Genomic DNA, 16056 nt, shown 5'->3' on the forward strand with positions numbered 1-16056 from the left:
GCTTGACCAAAAGCATAGGGACACCCCCCCGCTATATCAACAAGCACGACAGATAATTTGAGACCGATTGCATTCATGCATGCAATCGGAAAATCAGTAAATTCTGGGTCGAGCCCTAGTCGCTAGCACGGACTTCAAGCTGTCCGCCTACGTTCAGATTTTTGAGGAGCGTATTTCCTGGTAGATTGGAGCGCTGACGAAAGAGGCACTGCGTGTATCCAATAATCGATCTATTCGCTGGTCCAGGCGGCCTGAATGAAGGCTTTTCAAATATCTATGATGAGGATTCTAAGAACGTATTTGAGACTCGCGCATCGTTCGAAATGGATAAACATGCGTGCCAGACCCTTCGCCTTCGGGAGACCTACCGGAGGCTAAAAAGAAGCAATTCAGACCTCACGGGCTACTACGACTACATCGAGGGGCGTAAAACTTGGGAACAAGTTTACCAAGGTTCCTTCAGGCAGGCATATCAACAAGCTGCACCGCAGGTACAACAAGTTGAGCTGGGAGAATCTAGCCGTCCTACAACTGATGCGGTTATCGCTGAAAAGCTGGGGCCCGAAGATCATCGTCCACATTGGGTTCTGATCGGGGGGCCGCCTTGCCAGGCTTATTCTCTAGCTGGTCGTTCTCGCCGAAAAAGTGACGAGTCTTTCAGCACCGACCACAAGCATTTTCTCTACCGCGAATATCTGCATATTCTAAGTAGATTCAAGCCAAGTATTTTCGTCATGGAAAATGTCAAGGGACTACTATCTTCAAAGAACGGTGAAGATGGTATGTTCCAGACCATCTTGAACGACCTCAGCCAATTGCCCAGTGGGGTCCGGTATGAAGTCCGCTCAATCGTGGTCAACGGCAATCCCAGCGATTTGAAACCAAATGACTTCATCATCAAGGCAGAAAACTACGGAGTGCCGCAAAAACGCCACAGGGTAATCTTGCTGGGCGTACGCTCAGACATAGCAGGTGACGTTCCCAGATACGCGATCGAACAGTCTGACGAATTAGTCACTGTCCGCGATGCCTTGGCTGAGCTCCCCCCGGTCTGCGCAGCAATCTCCAACCGCAAGCCGAAGAGGGACTTAGATTGGAAGGCTTTGGAAGCCTCAGCGCTCGCTTCACTGCCAGAGCAGCGCGAACATTTCCCACCAACGCAAAAAATAGGATCTCTAGCCGCAAGCTCCTACAAAACTTGGATTCGTGATGGCCGTCTCAAAACCCCTATCCAACATGCCCCACGAGCACACATGGTTTCAGATTTGGTTCGCTACCGAATCATGGCAGAAATGGCTTCACGTCTAGGCAAGAGTCCCAAATACACTGACCTGCCCAACGATCTGTATCCCGATCATAAAAACGTGACGGCGGAGACGACACCCTTCACGGATCGATTCCGCGTGCAGATCTGGGAGTCTCCAGCAACCACGATCGTGTCACACATCTCGAAAGATGGGCACTACTACATTCATCCTGACCCAGACCAAAACCGCAGCCTGACCGTCCGTGAAGCAGCACGGCTTCAGTCGTTTCCGGACAACTATTTTTTCGAAGGGCACCGCACGCAACAATTCCACCAAGTTGGAAACGCTGTCCCTCCTCTCCTCTCGCGAAAGATCGGAAAACTAGTCGCCAAGATGCTGGTCTCTCTGCCCCAGAACAGATAGTTACTCCTCGAACGCCGGCCCATCAAGCGTTATTCTAGGTTCATGCAGCCCGGAGACTATTCTTTCCAGAAAGCCTCGCTATCCGAGACGTTCACCGCACTCCATAGATTCTCGGGTTCGCTGAATCGTCTGCTTTATGGTGCTTCTAAGGTCACCTTCAGACAGAGCGTCGAGCAATCGGGGACCCGTAGTCTTGGCAATCTCTTTCATCAGTTCACGCACGAAATATGAGCGATTCGCAACGCCCTCCAACGCCAATATCTCTTCAGCTAAAACACGAATAAGGCGCCGGTTCCTTGACAAACGTGACCGCTCGAGCAGCCCCACTAATTCGTCTTCCCCTAACGGCTTATTTCCTTCACGGAGCAAATCCCCAAAGATCCGCTCTCGGTACCAGACGCGACGCAACACGTTCCGGGGCTTCCCCAAAGCACGTTCTTCGATCGGGGTAGCAAATCGATGCCAAACGATATCTGGGAACACGACCAAACTCAGAAACGACCACATATCCTCTGAGCCTGACTGGGCACCGTTGAGTTCCAAGGCCGCATAGAGAGCTATACCCAACGTTCCGTCAAGGTTTCGAAAATTCTGTTGGTTTTCTTGCTTCTCGTTGATCTCGACGTTGACTCCCTGGATAACGCTGATCCGAACTTCTTCAATTTTAGATGGGGTCGCAACTATCCCTCCCAAGGCGGGCAACTTCTGCGCTGGATGTCGCAGCCTCGGACCTATGTCAACAGCCTCCCAATCCGTTTGAGGAGTCCCATAAAGCTCGAGATACAGCTGCTTAGCAGCTTGCCGAGGCAACAACGGATAAGTTATGCGGTTCAAAGGCGTGCTCCTTGCCTAGGAAATGGAATAGCCACCTTGACCATCTGGTCGAAAGTCTCGGGATCGTACCGGTTGCAATCGAGCAGCTCTTGGAGCGTAGAAGAAAACAGCGATCTCCCTAAATTTGCCATCGCAGCGCCGATAGAACCTTCAAGGAATTCGCCTGGTTCGAGTTCATCGGCGGCTTGGACACCGTGCCGAAAGAGCGTCTGAACGATCTCGCGCTCCAACTGACACTTTGCGAAATCGTGCTGAACGTGAGTTGGATCCAAAACTGCAGCGGAAATCAGTAGATCGGTATTAACCGACAAACGAACGGCCTCGGAGAAGTCAAGGCTCCAGTAGTCGGTATCCCCACTTTCGATACTTACGATCCATTCGACAGCGACCAGTCCAACCGACGAGAAGCTGAAGGCATCCGTAGGGAAACGAGTTCTAAGAGGGGCCAAACGAATGATCGTTTTACGCGATAATTCAAGCATCCGCGCCCCGGCATCAAACCTGAGCTCTCCAGATGGTTCCCTCACCGGATGGGATGACACTAAATGATGCTCTAGTGTTACTTCGCCGGCCATCGCTCCCGCCGGAATCTGGAGTTCAATCTCAAGTTGAGTGTCGCTTTCAGAGAGGGCAAGTTGGCTAACGATTCGTTCTCCGGTTTGGCGACAATCCACAATTACAACAACCTGTAATTCGGCCCCCTCGGGCAGCGAGGCACTACCCAAAAGCCCCAGAGAATCCCATGTGACAGTAGTTCTAATACCTACCGTCGTGTCGAAGTCCCAACCCGCAATTTCAACATCGGTTGGCTTCCACCCCAAACCAATATTCCATTCCCAGGGGGAGAAAGAGATATATTTCGGGTTGGCTAGTCGATAGGGCCAGACGGCGATTGACATCATGTTTCTACCTCAGTTTTGAAGTCAATTTTAAGCGCAAGATGGCTCGGGAACTCGATAATGAGTGAAGCTTCTTGGCCATCAGCCAAGCAGATTTCCCCGGCGGCTGCCGTCCCTTCCCGCTCCCAAGAGAATGCAACTTCGTTTGCGTTTAGTTCCTCGCTGCTATCCTCCGTAATTGCCCGGAGTACAGGGATAACCCAAGCTGAAACACCATTCGGAGCTTCCACTTTGGTTGACACACGAACTGCACGACGTTTTGACGCAGTTAGTTCTATAGGCTCAATCCGGGTAATCTGCACTTCAACACTTCGTCGCCTTCTCCCACTGCTTACAGACCCCCTTGTTGAAGCCTCGCCCACGAGCTTGTTAGCAACAAGCCGTTGTGGTGCGAGCCACCCGAGCGATTCTGCCAAAACTCCGGTCGGCTTCTTTTCAGCACCGTCGCCCTCCACCGGCGGTATGAGCGGTTGCAGGAATCTCTGCACCAACTCTATTCGGCGTTTGGCCGCGGTACGTATCCAAGTTTGCCAAATAGAGTTCTCCAAACTCTCCGGCAACCAATCGTCATGAGCAGGGGGTTCCGCCGCAGCAAACGCCGTATCGGTCTCTACGTTTGGCTTAAAAACACCACACCACTTTAGGTCCGGGTGCGGTGAAGGCATATGTTTTTCGTACTTAACAACAAGCTCGGCTTCATTGCGCATCAAAGCAATAGTCGAGTCAAAGTCTCGGTCCGTGTCCGACTCTGTCGGACTAGGCATGTATTGCACCAACGCTAAATGTCCCAATAGTTTCTTGGGACGCCAGCACCACACTTCTTCGACAATTACGCCCTGTTGAATTCCCGGATTCGGGCGGCCATCCTGAACCGCGCGTAGCGATTCAAGGCAATTTGCCATGTGCTTGAACTTCAGCTCATCGTTGGGTGATTGCCAGTCAATATTTTTGTCCTCTACTCGGAGACCAATTTCCATTGGTGGTAGCGAATCGAAAGTTCCGCCCGACAAGTACTTCGGCCAAAGATTAGTTTTAATGGCATCGACTATACGGTCTCCCTTCGTCTCGCTGTTTGATTCGTCGAGCGCCGGATCCAAAATCATAATTGAGGTGCCAAGCTCGTCATCACGGAATCCTGTCGCAAAGATACTCCGGCCTAGTTTCTCAGCATCTGCACCCACTACTGGTTCAATGCGAAGATCCACGGCGGGCATTCCCCACCAGTGGTGGCCAGTGTGTCGTTTGCCGTTGATGACAAAACGCGGCCCCAAGGAAACGGCGATAAATCGATAGTCTGCGCCACTTTCTGCCCAGCATCTCGTCCAAAAAATCACCGTCCGGCATCGGCTCATCCGATACGTCGCAACCTTGCCAAACCCATACGTTCCGCCAGACAAAGGAACTCCCGCTGTCGCACCAACGTTAAATATCAGATTCGCGAATCGCTCTGGTTCAGTGGTTTCCAGAGCAAGGTCGTTCCGGATAGGACCGTCGAGTCCGCTAGTCCCACGATCATTAATCTCTAAGACTTCAATTGGTTGCTTCTCGAGAGCGCCCGAGATAGGCAAAACTTTTGGCAGTGCATCCAGGTCCGAGAAGACAGATTTTCGTAGTATTTCTCTGCTACTACTCGGCAGCGTTCGAAGATGCATCCAAAACTCGGGCTTCTCTCCGCTTTGCCTAGCATCCCAACTATTCTGGACTGTTTCGCGAACCAGGACCGACAAATTGTCTTGAGCTGGCATGCCAAGAATGCGTTGCAACCCTTCCCCGTCCATGTCTCCCAGCCCTGTGGGCTTCGGATACCAAGTCAAGACCGGAAGCTCCTCTTCGAAGTCGGAACTCCTAGCAGGAAGCTGCTCCTGCAAATTGCCTCGGCTTGAGGAAAGAGTAGGGCTACTCAACGGGGGAACATCATCGCCTCGTTTTGAGTCCCCCCCATCGGGGTCAGAATCATCCGGGCTTTGGTAAGCCTCTTGCCTCCCTGCAGCATCGTCAACGTGACTACCAGCCTCATGTGGAGAGTTCGTTAGGTCCGCCACTGCTTCTTCAAAAGTCATCCCAGCATCCATCGACGCTCGAGCCTTCGACCACGCCACCCCAGTGGGCGCTAGGCCCTCACGCCTCATATACGCAGCAAGCACGGAATTCTGTGTAACTTTCGTGGCTTTGAAATACCCTGCAACTGGCAGGAGCGCCGCCTTGAGACCATCAGGATCCATCCGCTTCGGCTACCTCCTCGAGAAGATTATTGAGCGCTCCCGGCGAAAGAGCCGCAGGAAATGACCCTTGGTCCAGGGTGTAGTTCACTTCGCCTATGCACGCCTGTACGAACGATGGAAGGACGTCAAAAGTTACCCGAGGGAACGACTCGTCCACCATCCAAGCTGAGGTACTACAAACGGCGTATCTGTGAGGATCACCGTGTTCTCGGCCATAGAGGTACCCGCGCCGGGCGACCTCGGTAATTAGTGGAGTCCTTGGAACGCCTCGCTGAATGAGCTCAGCGATCCGGCTCTCAAGCCCAGTCGCTTCATCATCTTCCCGCAAACCTACGAAGATGAGATGAAGGCGAGGCGCTAAATGACGGTCCAGCTGGTTTAGGCCATGGATGTGCACTTCAGGCTTCGAATCCTCTGCTCTTGCTTTGACCTCGATAGTGAGATTTCGCCCGCGGAAATCATGAAGTGCCCTAACTGAATCTTTCCACATGTCCATGGCAATAATTGGATCTACCGTCGCCAATCGGTCAAGGATCTCGAGCTCCCCAACTAGTCCAATTGCCTCAGGGCGTTCCAACGTTGCGGTGGATCTGAGCAGGAGATCTCGCCACTCTTGAAGAGTCTGGCGCGTGATGGCGATGCTACTTTGATTGCTCTTGGCAAGTCGCTCACAAATGTCAACAACTAGGTTCTCGAATACCGTATCCAGCTGCTGATCGCCACATACCAAGTCGGCGTACCTACTAGCCCTTCCATCAGTCTTGAAATCTGTCACGGACATATTCAACGCACTAGTACCGGAGGAGTTGGAGAGCCCCACGCCTTCAATTGGTATTAGAACGTGCCGTCGCTTCTCTGCGTCGATACCTAGCAGTATCGGACGATCGTGAACGCTAACGTCCAGGGGAAAAGTAGCGACATCTTCTACATCGGATAATGGTTCCCCTGCGTTCAAGTACGCATATATGGACTCGATCTGGCTCTTCATAGTTCGTTGCCTTGCTAGTTTACGGATGAGTCATAAGCGTCATCGTCCGAAACGAACTCCACGATATCTGATGACTCCAGTTCCCAATCGGGCCGTACTGAAACAAAATCTCCTTCCGACGCAGAAGCTTCGCCAGTAACGTTCGGCATAAACAAGCCGAGTCCGTACAAATGCTCCGAAGCTTCCATCTTCCGACGGGATTTTAACGACCGCACTGGACCCATAGGAATCGAGTTTTTGCTAATTGGATACACGACAAGTAGCCCTCGGTTCCTCGAATGGGCAACTCGATGCGCTTTGAATGTGGCGAATTTGGTCTCGTCAGCGTCGGAGGGCAGCGGGATGTCAATATCCAGAAGGACATCCTTGCTAGACATTAATGCTTTGATATTGGCAGTTTTCGAAGCTGGATCCGCTAGAGGCGCACGATTGACGGTGTTTAGTTCGCTAGGCAGCCCTATGTCTGCGGTTCCCAGATCCACAGTGGATCCCCGGATCGTTCGTTTAGGGTCTGGTCCTCCAAGGAAGACTACGTTCCAGAGCACATCCGGTACAGATTTGCGGATCCAATCCGCCATAGTCTCGGAATCCATCGATTTCATTGCCTCATGAAAGCTGTACTCGCGTAGAAAATCTGTGACCTGCTTAGGCGCGACATCTTCGAAGAGGTACCCGCCACCCTTTAACTTTTTGGCCGCAGTTGTTTGGCTATTCTTCAGCTCAGAGACAAGCGACTTAACCGCACTGTGGTTTCTACGTAAATCCTCACCCGCCTCACTAAGGATGAAAGTCTGGAGCCGCTGACCTGCAAGAGACAGACGGACCCTTTCGGCAAAACAGAGGCGATTTCGGGCTGTAATTTCCAACCGGCCAGGGTGCGTACGGACTCGGACTCCCACTTGCTCAGGCGTTACGCGAGCGGAATGGATACCGTCGATCTCGGCACGAAGTTCTGACTCCACTAGGGCCAAGAACTGAAAATCCGTTATCAGGTCTTCCTGCGTCCAAATACGAGGCAAATCCTCGTACCCGTTCCTGTACCCAAACCAGCGACCCATCTGTAGAAGTGTGTCGTAGTTGTTACTCGTACGAACGAAGTATGAAACCAACAACCCTTCCAGCGTCAGTCCACGCGAGAGGGTGCCACCCCCAACTGCGATAACAGTTTGAGGTATCTCGGCACCGTCGTCATCCACTGCCGTGTAATCCAAGCGTTCGGCCTGGGGAGAAGAATTATCAACGATGACTCGAGATTCTCCCAGAACGTCGGCAATATGATTCCGGATCTCATGCCAAGGCGGCATTGCTAGCTCGCATATCCCTTGAACCCGGTGCCACTCACTTTCAAAAGACTCGACAAACTTCGATTCATCGCCAGAGCGCCATTCTTTGGCAAAGAAAGTGAGGAGCTCCCTGAGTCGTCGTTGAATTATAAAATGAGGCTCGGAGTAGTGGGTGGTGTGCACTAACATCGAAGAATGCCGCCGAAGTTGTCCGCGCGCTCTCCGAATCGAAGTAGCGATCACAAACCACCGGATAGCGTCTTGCAGACTCTTAGGAGGGTCGAAATCGAAATTGGATCTCAACTCGGCTCTGCCGGCTGGCCTTAGTTCTTTCGCTTCTTCGTCAGGAACAACACGAACCATGTCCAGTCCTGGATCTGGATTTTCAGCGTCATTCGGCATCGAGCGCCCGAATACACGTTCCGCACCGAAATACGCCTCCGGCCTATCGAGCGAGAGTATGAAATCAGAAGGGAATAATTCTTTGGGTTCGTCCGGGTCCATAAACACGTTAGCAAAGGGCGTTGCAGTATACCCAATATAGGTTCCAGTGCCGACACGCGCCCAGATGTCGCGCAGCAGCCCATTAATCGTCGACACTTCGTCGAGTTCTGCCTTGTTGTTTGGTGTAGCTTGGTCAGCTTCATCATCAATGATGAGGATTGGGACGCGCTCCCGAGTCCGTTCACTCAGCCCTGACAGCCAACTGCGCAGCTTGATCAATCTCGATTTGTTCTTCTTCACCACGGCAAGCGCCGGAACATTGTTCTCGAGAATCGCTTGCCCGTCCTCACGATCCTCGAAATCCTTCAGGTCTGTCGTCAGTGCTAGCAACACGTCTTCTTCGTCAATGCCCAAGCCAAGATCCTTATTCAGCCGAGTTTGGGTTTGAGCGCGAAGATTATTGTGAATCCCCGACAGCACAATGACCAACCGGTACCCCCTGTCGAGGGCTTTCGAAATAACAGCCGTGTAGTTTGCGGTCTTTCCCGACTGGACGAACCCTAGGACCAGCCCCTTCTTTCGAAGCCCGAAAACATTGGGGTTGGCAAGCTGAGCAACTACTTCACCGGAAGATTCATCGACGGAGGAAGTGATGTCTTCATCAGACTTCGCTATCAGGCGCTCCCTAAGCCGAGGCCAAAAAATATCGAAATCCTGAGGGCCCGTGTACCAAGCGTTGTAACGCGCATCCTCTTCGACGATCCGCCGATTAATGGTCCCTCCAACGCGTTTCAAAATGGTTCGCTGCTCAGCGTCGCGTTGTAACGTTTTGAGAACTCTCTCCATGGATCGTTCTATATCTTGATAACCCTCAGGAAATCTTTGAAACATCTTCCGCTGTGCAGCGAGGAAACGCTGGGCAGCATCCGGAAGATCTATACGCCAAGCCTTCTGATTCGCGAGTAGCTGCTCCTTGATTGATTCATCCTGCTCAAACGAATCAGTCGCTTCAAGTCCGGCCATATCAGGCAAAGGTTCCCCCAAGTCAAAGTAGCTATTAGCGTCAGAGTAGTTCATCCATCCTTAGGTTCACACTTTCAAAATTGCCAATCAAGCGAGTCTCAAGTTAAACCAAGGAATTTACACGATTTATGTCTTTCTTCTTTCCCCGCTGAGTTCGCTCCTCTAGAAGGAGAACAAGAATTGTTGCTACCTTAGGCAGCGCATAGACCGGGTAAACGAGAATTATCCGCTACTACGTCTCGACCGCTCCTGCCAGTCTTAGACTGAGAATTGTCCGCCACCGATGGATCCCGCTCTTAAAAAGTAGCCAGACTATTGAATGTCAAATAGGGTTCTCGAAAAAATAGGAAGTGGAGAGCAGAGCGCCTAGCCATTACTAAGAACTTGGCTGGTCTTAGGACTCTAGACGCCGACTGAGTTTCGTGCCTCTCTAATTGAAGGCGTTTAGTAGCGTTGAGGAAGCGGTTATTGTGGAGAATTCGCACCGATAGAGAAATTGGCGCCCTTCCAGAAACAAATGGGGGAAGCATGGCCTTCAGTATTCCGGCCGAACCGGAGTTTGGCCCAGGTCAAGAAGCCGAGCAGGCCGTCTGGAGACAGCTCTGCACAGAATTGCCGGACGACGTGGCCGTGGCCCATTCGGCACAGGTTCGCAACGGTACAGCCGAGCACGAAATCGACCTCCTCGTCCTCTGGCCTAACGTCGGACTGGCTGCCATAGAGGTCAAAGGGGGTCGTATCAGTGTCGAGAACGGCCAGTGGATCCAGTCAGACCGCAAAGGCGGGCATCCCATACAGAGCCCCATCGCCCAGTCGCAGGGAAGCGCCCATGCACTATCAAGCTGGCTCGAGAGCCAGCTGGGGTCCAAGATCAGCAGTCGTTTCGCCTATATGGCTTGTTTCCCTTATACAAGGGTTCAATCCAATTGGTCCATGGCGGGAACACCGCGCTCGTTGGTTATCGACCAGCATGATCTCGCCGACGACCTTGCGGCCTACCTACGCACTGCCATCGAGCAGGAAGGCGGCGGTGCATCCGGTCTGGCCCCGTCATTCATGGAACGCATACTGGTCCATCTCCGAGGTGATCTGGCCACCGAACGCACCGTTGCTGGTGACGCCTCCGAAATCGAGGACCAACAGAACAGCCTCACGGACCGCCAAGCCACTCTCCTCGCGGCGACCCGCTCGCTCCCCCGCGTCAGGTTCCTCGGTGGTGCGGGCAGCGGCAAGACATATCTGGCGTTGAGAAAAGCAGAGCAGCTGTGCAGGGAGGGCAAGCGTGTAGGCCTCTTCTGCTATAACAAGGGGCTCGGCCTCTACCTGAGGAACGAAGTGGATCGTTGGCGCGGGAACAAGCCAGTATTCACTGGTGAGTTCCACGAATACGCGCTTAAAGCCGGTGTGCCCTCCGGTGAGGGGCAGGACTACTACGACGCCGATATGCCTCGCCTCTTGCGAGAAATTTCCGCGAACATATCTGAAACCGACAAGCTGGACGCCGTCATCGTCGACGAGGCCCAGGACTTCGCTCCACTGTGGTGGGAGGCATTGCTGTCCAGAATGCGGGACCCACTCGGTGGCGAGGTCTACGCGTTCATGGATGATCGCCAAGATGTCTATCGCCGCTGGGACGGTGAGGGCTTTGGCGGAGCGTTCCATGAGGGCATTCCTCTGGTTCCGATTCATGTCGACGAGAACCTGCGGAACACCCGCAAGATCGCAGAAATCTTCAAGCCCTTCGCTGGCGAATATTTCAAGCCGCGGGCCAGCACCGGCTTACCTGTACGCATTGCGCCAACCACAACCGACAATGCTCTAGATGTTGCCAGTGACTGTCTGGATGCGCTTATCGATGAAGGGTGGGCCAACAATCAAATAGCACTACTCACCACCAACCGGCGGCACCCCATTCACCAGGAGCACTTCGAAAACGAAACGATTCCCGAATACTGGCAGGAATTTCATCGCAACGAGGCTGAGTTCTATGGCAACGTCCTTGGCTTCAAGGGCCTGGAACGTTCTGTAGTCATCCTCTGCGTGGATGGATTCCGTGACTTGGAGCGGGCAGCAGAACGCCTCTACGTCGGCTTGTCCCGCGCGCGCTGCCTGCTAGTCATCGTCGGTGACCCGAAGTTGATCATTGAAGCTGGAGGGCGGGAAATGGAGTTGGCACTACGGCGCGCCGAAACGTGGCAGCTGCCTGTGTAGGCAGCACTTCTATCGGTATTTTACGATTTCAAGACAACCTACAAAGGAGAAGTCCATTCCAGTAGAACTAGGGCTGTGGCGTGTCGACGACGAGCCACAGCGAATCGCAGTACAGGCCATGCCACTTGAATCAAAGCTCGAGAGTTTGATTCTGGCGGATCCGGAAATCCTCGATGCGAAGCTGCTTCTGTTAGGTAGCCAAGTTGCCACTCGATTCGGCAAATTCATCGATGTCCTCGGTATCGACGAGGACGGCGTCATCCACATACTTGAGCTCAAACGAGAAAAGACTCCACGGGATGTTGTCGCCCAGGTTCTGGACTACGCTTCGTGGATCCTAGAGCTCGGCAACGACGAAATCCGGGATGTCTTCGATTCAAATCACCCCGGGGAGTCCTTCGACGAGGCATTCGCTCAACGGTTCGACGGTGCCCCGGTTCCCGACGAGCTAAATTCCGATCACGTCATGACCATTGTGGCGAGCGACATGGATTCCGGGACGGAACGAATCGTTGCGTACTTGAACAACCGACATGGACTGCCCATCAATGTGATGCTCTTCCGGTATTTCATGGACGCCGGTCACGCATATCTGGCACGGACGTGGCTCATCAATGATGACGTTGCGGCGCCTGCATCAGCTGCTGCCAAGGGCAAATCAACGAAGGCTTCATGGAACGGCCGCGATTGGTATGTGTCGTTCGGGGACGAGGGGTCCCGTGAGTGGAGCGATGCCGAGCGATACGGATTCATCTCCGCCGGTGGCGGCGAATGGTACTCCAGAACCCTCAAGGGCTTGCCCGTGGGTGCCCAGGTCTTTGTTCACATTCCGCAACGTGGATACGTCGGCGTCGGTATCGTCGAAGCCCCGGCCATGGAAGCCGAATCGGCCCATTTGGAAGTCAGTGGTGAGACCCGAAGCTTCAGATCACTCGAGTTGAAGGGTACCTATATACATCCAGTCCGGGAAGACGGATCAGACAACTCCGAGTACGTCGTTCCTGTTCGGTGGCTAGCGACCGTTCCTCGCGAGGAGGCATTCTGGCGTTCAGGACTATTCGCCAATCAGAACAGCGCCTGCAAATTGCGCAACCAGTTCACCATCGAAGAGGTGGGACAACGGTTCGCGATCTCCAATGCCCAATAACGATGGGGCATTATGCAGTGTTTAAGCTCTACCTGAACACTAGAAAGCCTGAAGTTCTCAGCAACATGTCCTTCAACGTTGAAAGAGAAAAATGCCTAGTTCACAGCTTCCAGTCGGAAATCCAGACCGGCCACAGGACGACAAAGGGGACGCTGACGCCGTGCAATGGCTGCTGACGCAAAAAGGCGGATCCGACTGGACCTATCAGACGCTCTTTGAGTCCCTACGTCGGCAGCCTGCTCGTTTGGAGACCGCCCCTGAGCGCGTTCAACAGGCAGAACAATTCGCCACTGAGTACGGGGTCCGACAAATCGAGATACAACGAGGCAACAGGACGCTGGTCAGGTTCAAACGCACCGATTCGCAGGCACCTTCATACTCCGACGGCCGCGGTTAGGCCATCTATCCCCACCCCTCATGCTGCATACCTCTGCCCACATCAGTGCTTGTCTCCAACCTCGGGTGAATCACTAGCAACCTTCCATAACGTCCAAACGACATCGACGGCGTAGACGAAAACCCACAGCCGCAGGGCAGCCGCCAGGAGGGCGACGAGGTCGAATGGCCCGGTAACGGCATGGATGACCGCATGGAAGGGGAGGATCGCTTCCTGCCCTCGGCCGAGAAGCGCCTCTGGAGTCACCGAGGGCAGGAAGAGCAGGCCGAGGACGACGGCAGTACCGAAGAGTGCCGTATGCCAGAGCAGATCCACCAGGAGCTGTCGTCGGTTCTTTTCCGGTTTGGTTACCTCCAGGGCCACGTTCACTTCTTCTTCCGCCTCCAGGTCCGCACCCGGCGCGGTATCCGGAGGGTCGATGGGCGTTGGCACCAACAGCGCCGGGTCGTTGGCGCGGGGAAGGTCAACCGCACCGAGCCGGCGCACCGCTGCCGGCACCAGGGCCGCCCCCGAGAGGATGACCACCGCGAAGACGAGACAGGCCATGAGCCAGGATCCGGCGTCGTACAAGAAACCTGCCGCCAGTGAACCCACCATGGCCCCGGCCAAGGTGCTGGCCTCGTAGAGGCTCAGCCCGCGTCCCAGGTGGCGGGAGCCGACCGATTCGGCGATGACCGCCTGCTGGATGGGCATGATGGCCGCCCAGGCTGCCCCAGAGAGCACCCACAGGCCCGCGATCACCAAGGGATTGGGCGCAAAGCCGAGGCCCGCGGCGAAGAGTGCACTGGCCCCTGAACCCAGGATCAGGATCTTTCGACGCCCGAATCTGACGACGGCGCGGTGCAGATGCGGCGGCAGAATACTCATCGCGATTGCACCGGGCAAGAAGATCAGGGCGATTTGAAAGGGCGCCAGATCGAAGTGGCGCTGCAGCTGCAAGATCATCAGCAAGCTGATGGCGGCCTCCGCGGCCTCGACGATGACCACTGCCAGCAGCATCGGGCGTAGCTTGCGGCCCACCCCACCCAAATTCAGGGAGGTCAGCGCCGTTGCGGAGGCCTCGCCGGTCTCTTCTCCCCCGCTGGCGGCAGGACCATCGGACACCGCTGGTAGGTCCCGCCCGCATGGTGCCGTAGCCAGCACCACTGCGGCAGCGAAGGAACACAGGGCCAAGGCGAAGAACACCGAAACATAGCTGGTCGCCGAGAGCAGCACGACCGCCGGAACGAAGACGACCCAGCTGCCGTATTCCTCGGCCGAAAGCAGCTTCGCGAAGACCCCCGAGTCCACCTCCAGCCGTTCGCCCACGATGGCGCGGACCGCCACCCACAGGAAGGCCCCTCCCAGCCCGGTCACCGCCGCTGCCGTCACAGCCAGAGGCAACCCGGAGGCCAACCCGAACAGGCCGCAGCCCACCCCCATGGTCGCTGCCCCCGCCGCCGCGATCCCGGACCGTCCGCCACGGTCGACCATGGCCCCGGCGAACGGCCGGGCCAGCAGGGAAACCATCACGTCCACGGCGAGCAGGACCCCGGTCTGGGAGGCCGAGAGACCTAGGACTGCCCCGGCGAACAGCGGCAGGACGAAGTCGATGAACGTTCCGGTGCCGCTGGTGAGCGTGGCACTGGTGAGGACCCGGCGTTCGCGGCGCAACACCGAGGGCGTTCCCGGGCGATCCGCGCCATCGAGACGTGCCATCACTGCCCTCCCCCGGCTCCAACTCCGGCCGCGACCCGGCCCCTTGGGTAGAAGCGTACTCACAGACCCAAATTGACGGTCCCACCCCTTAGAACCACGTTATGGGTGCAACGCAAGGGGGCGCCATTTCCAAGGGGGAAACATGGAAGACAACGCACAGCTACCACCCGAAGCCCACGCTCCTGGTGCTCTTCCGCCCAAGCAACACCGGATGACGAAGGCCCGTCTCGCGACTCTCGGCATCGGGGCCGGCGCTGGTCTGGTCATCGGTGGGCTCATCGGCGGCTTCATCGGGGCCGCTCCGGTAGGCGATCTGGAACAACAGGTGTCCACCCAGCAGACCTCCATGGAGACCCTCACGGCGCAAAATGAAACATTGGAAGCCGGTGCCGAGGGGTACGCGGCAGCCATCAAGGAGCAGGAGGATCTGGCGACAGCGGCCTCCGCCAACGCGGAAACGACGATAGCGGACTTCAAGGACAGCCAGAAGTCCTCCCAAGCGAAGCTGAAGGATCGCGAGAGCGCTGTCTCTGCCGCCGAAAAGCAGCTTGCCAAGGACCAGAAGAAGTTTGACGGGGCCGTCGCGGACCGCGAGAAGAACACCGTCGGTCCCGGCCTGTATGAAGTCGGTGTCGACGTGAAGGCCGGCAAATACAAGACCTCCGGACCGGATGGAACCAATCCCGTTGGCTGCTACTACGCGTGGATGTCTTCCTCCGAAGCGGATGCGGACATCGTGGATAACAACATCGTGAGCGGCCAGGCGGTCGTCACGCTGCGAAATGGTCAGTTCTTCGAAATCGATTCCTGTGCGGACTTCGTGAAGCAGTAAACGTGCCCCCTTCAGATTACCTGCCCGTGTTTCTGCACAAATACCTAGCGGTGTTTGTGCTTTGTACCTCGAAAATACCTAGGTTTCGATGCTGTGCCTCCTCACACGTCGTTGAACGAGGATGATCACTCCTAGTTCTGCTCCCCCTAAACCGGACCCACAGGACATTGCAATTATTGGGGTGTTTCGCCATCATTTCCGCGCATTTGATTGTGAAAACAACGAACGGCAGGCTGAGCAACACACACAAATACGTGGACTCGCTTTCGCGAAGTTCAAATTACCTTCCAGGGATTGTCCAAGAAAATGTTGCCAATAGGCTTGGGCAAAGTTTGCGCGCTTCACGATAGTTCGCACCCTTGGAAGCCTTTACTACCGTAGAACCTTGGTCGGCCCCGCAGACTACTA

Annotated in this window: 10 protein-coding genes; 4 read left to right on the forward strand and 6 right to left on the reverse strand. The window is 55.0% G+C overall.

Annotation, left to right across the window (positions count from 1 at the left end):
• Positions 1-212: 212 nt before the first annotated feature.
• Positions 213-1670 (forward strand): DNA cytosine methyltransferase, encoded by a 1458-nt coding sequence (locus ACT3S6_RS15315; protein WP_444555671.1) that lies wholly within the window; start codon positions 213-215, stop codon positions 1668-1670.
• 78 nt (positions 1671-1748) lie between these two features.
• Here the strand turns inward: ACT3S6_RS15315 and ACT3S6_RS15320 are convergent, their stop codons facing one another.
• The 5 genes from ACT3S6_RS15320 to ACT3S6_RS15340 all read right to left on the reverse strand — a co-directional run bounded on the left by ACT3S6_RS15320 (position 1749) and on the right by ACT3S6_RS15340 (position 9417).
• Complete coding sequence (locus tag ACT3S6_RS15320) at positions 1749-2504, reverse strand: hypothetical protein (RefSeq protein WP_444555672.1); 756 nt, start codon at positions 2502-2504, stop codon at positions 1749-1751.
• On the reverse strand, positions 2501-3406 hold the full coding sequence (locus ACT3S6_RS15325) for a hypothetical protein (RefSeq protein ID WP_444555673.1): 906 nt from the start codon (positions 3404-3406) through the stop codon (positions 2501-2503). Before ACT3S6_RS15325 ends, ACT3S6_RS15320 begins: the two co-directional genes overlap by 4 nt.
• Positions 3403-5463: a hypothetical protein gene (locus ACT3S6_RS15330; RefSeq protein ID WP_444555674.1), complete on the reverse strand. Its 2061-nt coding sequence runs from the start codon at positions 5461-5463 to the stop codon at positions 3403-3405. The genes ACT3S6_RS15325 and ACT3S6_RS15330 overlap by 4 nt, the downstream gene beginning before the upstream one ends.
• Positions 5464-5614: 151 nt before the next feature.
• Positions 5615-6613 carry a PD-(D/E)XK motif protein gene (locus tag ACT3S6_RS15335; RefSeq protein WP_444555675.1) on the reverse strand — a complete coding sequence of 333 codons (999 nt, stop codon included), beginning with the start codon at positions 6611-6613 and terminating at the stop codon, positions 5615-5617.
• A gap of 14 nt (positions 6614-6627) precedes the next feature.
• Complete coding sequence (locus ACT3S6_RS15340) at positions 6628-9417, reverse strand: Z1 domain-containing protein (RefSeq protein WP_444555676.1); 2790 nt, start codon at positions 9415-9417, stop codon at positions 6628-6630.
• A gap of 474 nt (positions 9418-9891) precedes the next feature.
• Between ACT3S6_RS15340 and ACT3S6_RS15345 the strand changes: the two genes are divergently transcribed.
• Together ACT3S6_RS15345 and ACT3S6_RS15350 are read left to right on the forward strand one after the other, a co-directional pair.
• Positions 9892-11574, forward strand: a complete 1683-nt coding sequence (locus tag ACT3S6_RS15345; RefSeq protein WP_444555677.1) for an NERD domain-containing protein — start codon at positions 9892-9894, stop codon at positions 11572-11574.
• 118 nt (positions 11575-11692) lie between these two features.
• Positions 11693-12721, forward strand: coding sequence for an endonuclease NucS domain-containing protein (locus tag ACT3S6_RS15350; protein ID WP_444555678.1), 1029 nt, complete (start codon positions 11693-11695; stop codon positions 12719-12721).
• Positions 12722-13160: 439 nt separating this feature from the next.
• On the opposite strand, the gene ACT3S6_RS15355 is transcribed toward ACT3S6_RS15350, so the two are convergent.
• On the reverse strand, positions 13161-14816 hold the full coding sequence (locus ACT3S6_RS15355; protein WP_444555679.1) for an MFS transporter: 1656 nt from the start codon (positions 14814-14816) through the stop codon (positions 13161-13163).
• A gap of 211 nt (positions 14817-15027) precedes the next feature.
• Here ACT3S6_RS15355 and ACT3S6_RS15360 point away from each other — a divergent pair, with 211 nt between their 5' ends.
• Entirely contained in the window at positions 15028-15648 is a 621-nt protein-coding gene (locus tag ACT3S6_RS15360) for a hypothetical protein (protein ID WP_444555680.1), read from the forward strand.
• Positions 15649-16056 lie beyond the last annotated feature (408 nt).

The sequence above is a fragment of the Arthrobacter sp. AOP36-C1-22 genome (assembly GCF_052377515.1).
In the GTDB taxonomy this organism is placed as follows: domain Bacteria; phylum Actinomycetota; class Actinomycetes; order Actinomycetales; family Micrococcaceae; genus Arthrobacter_H.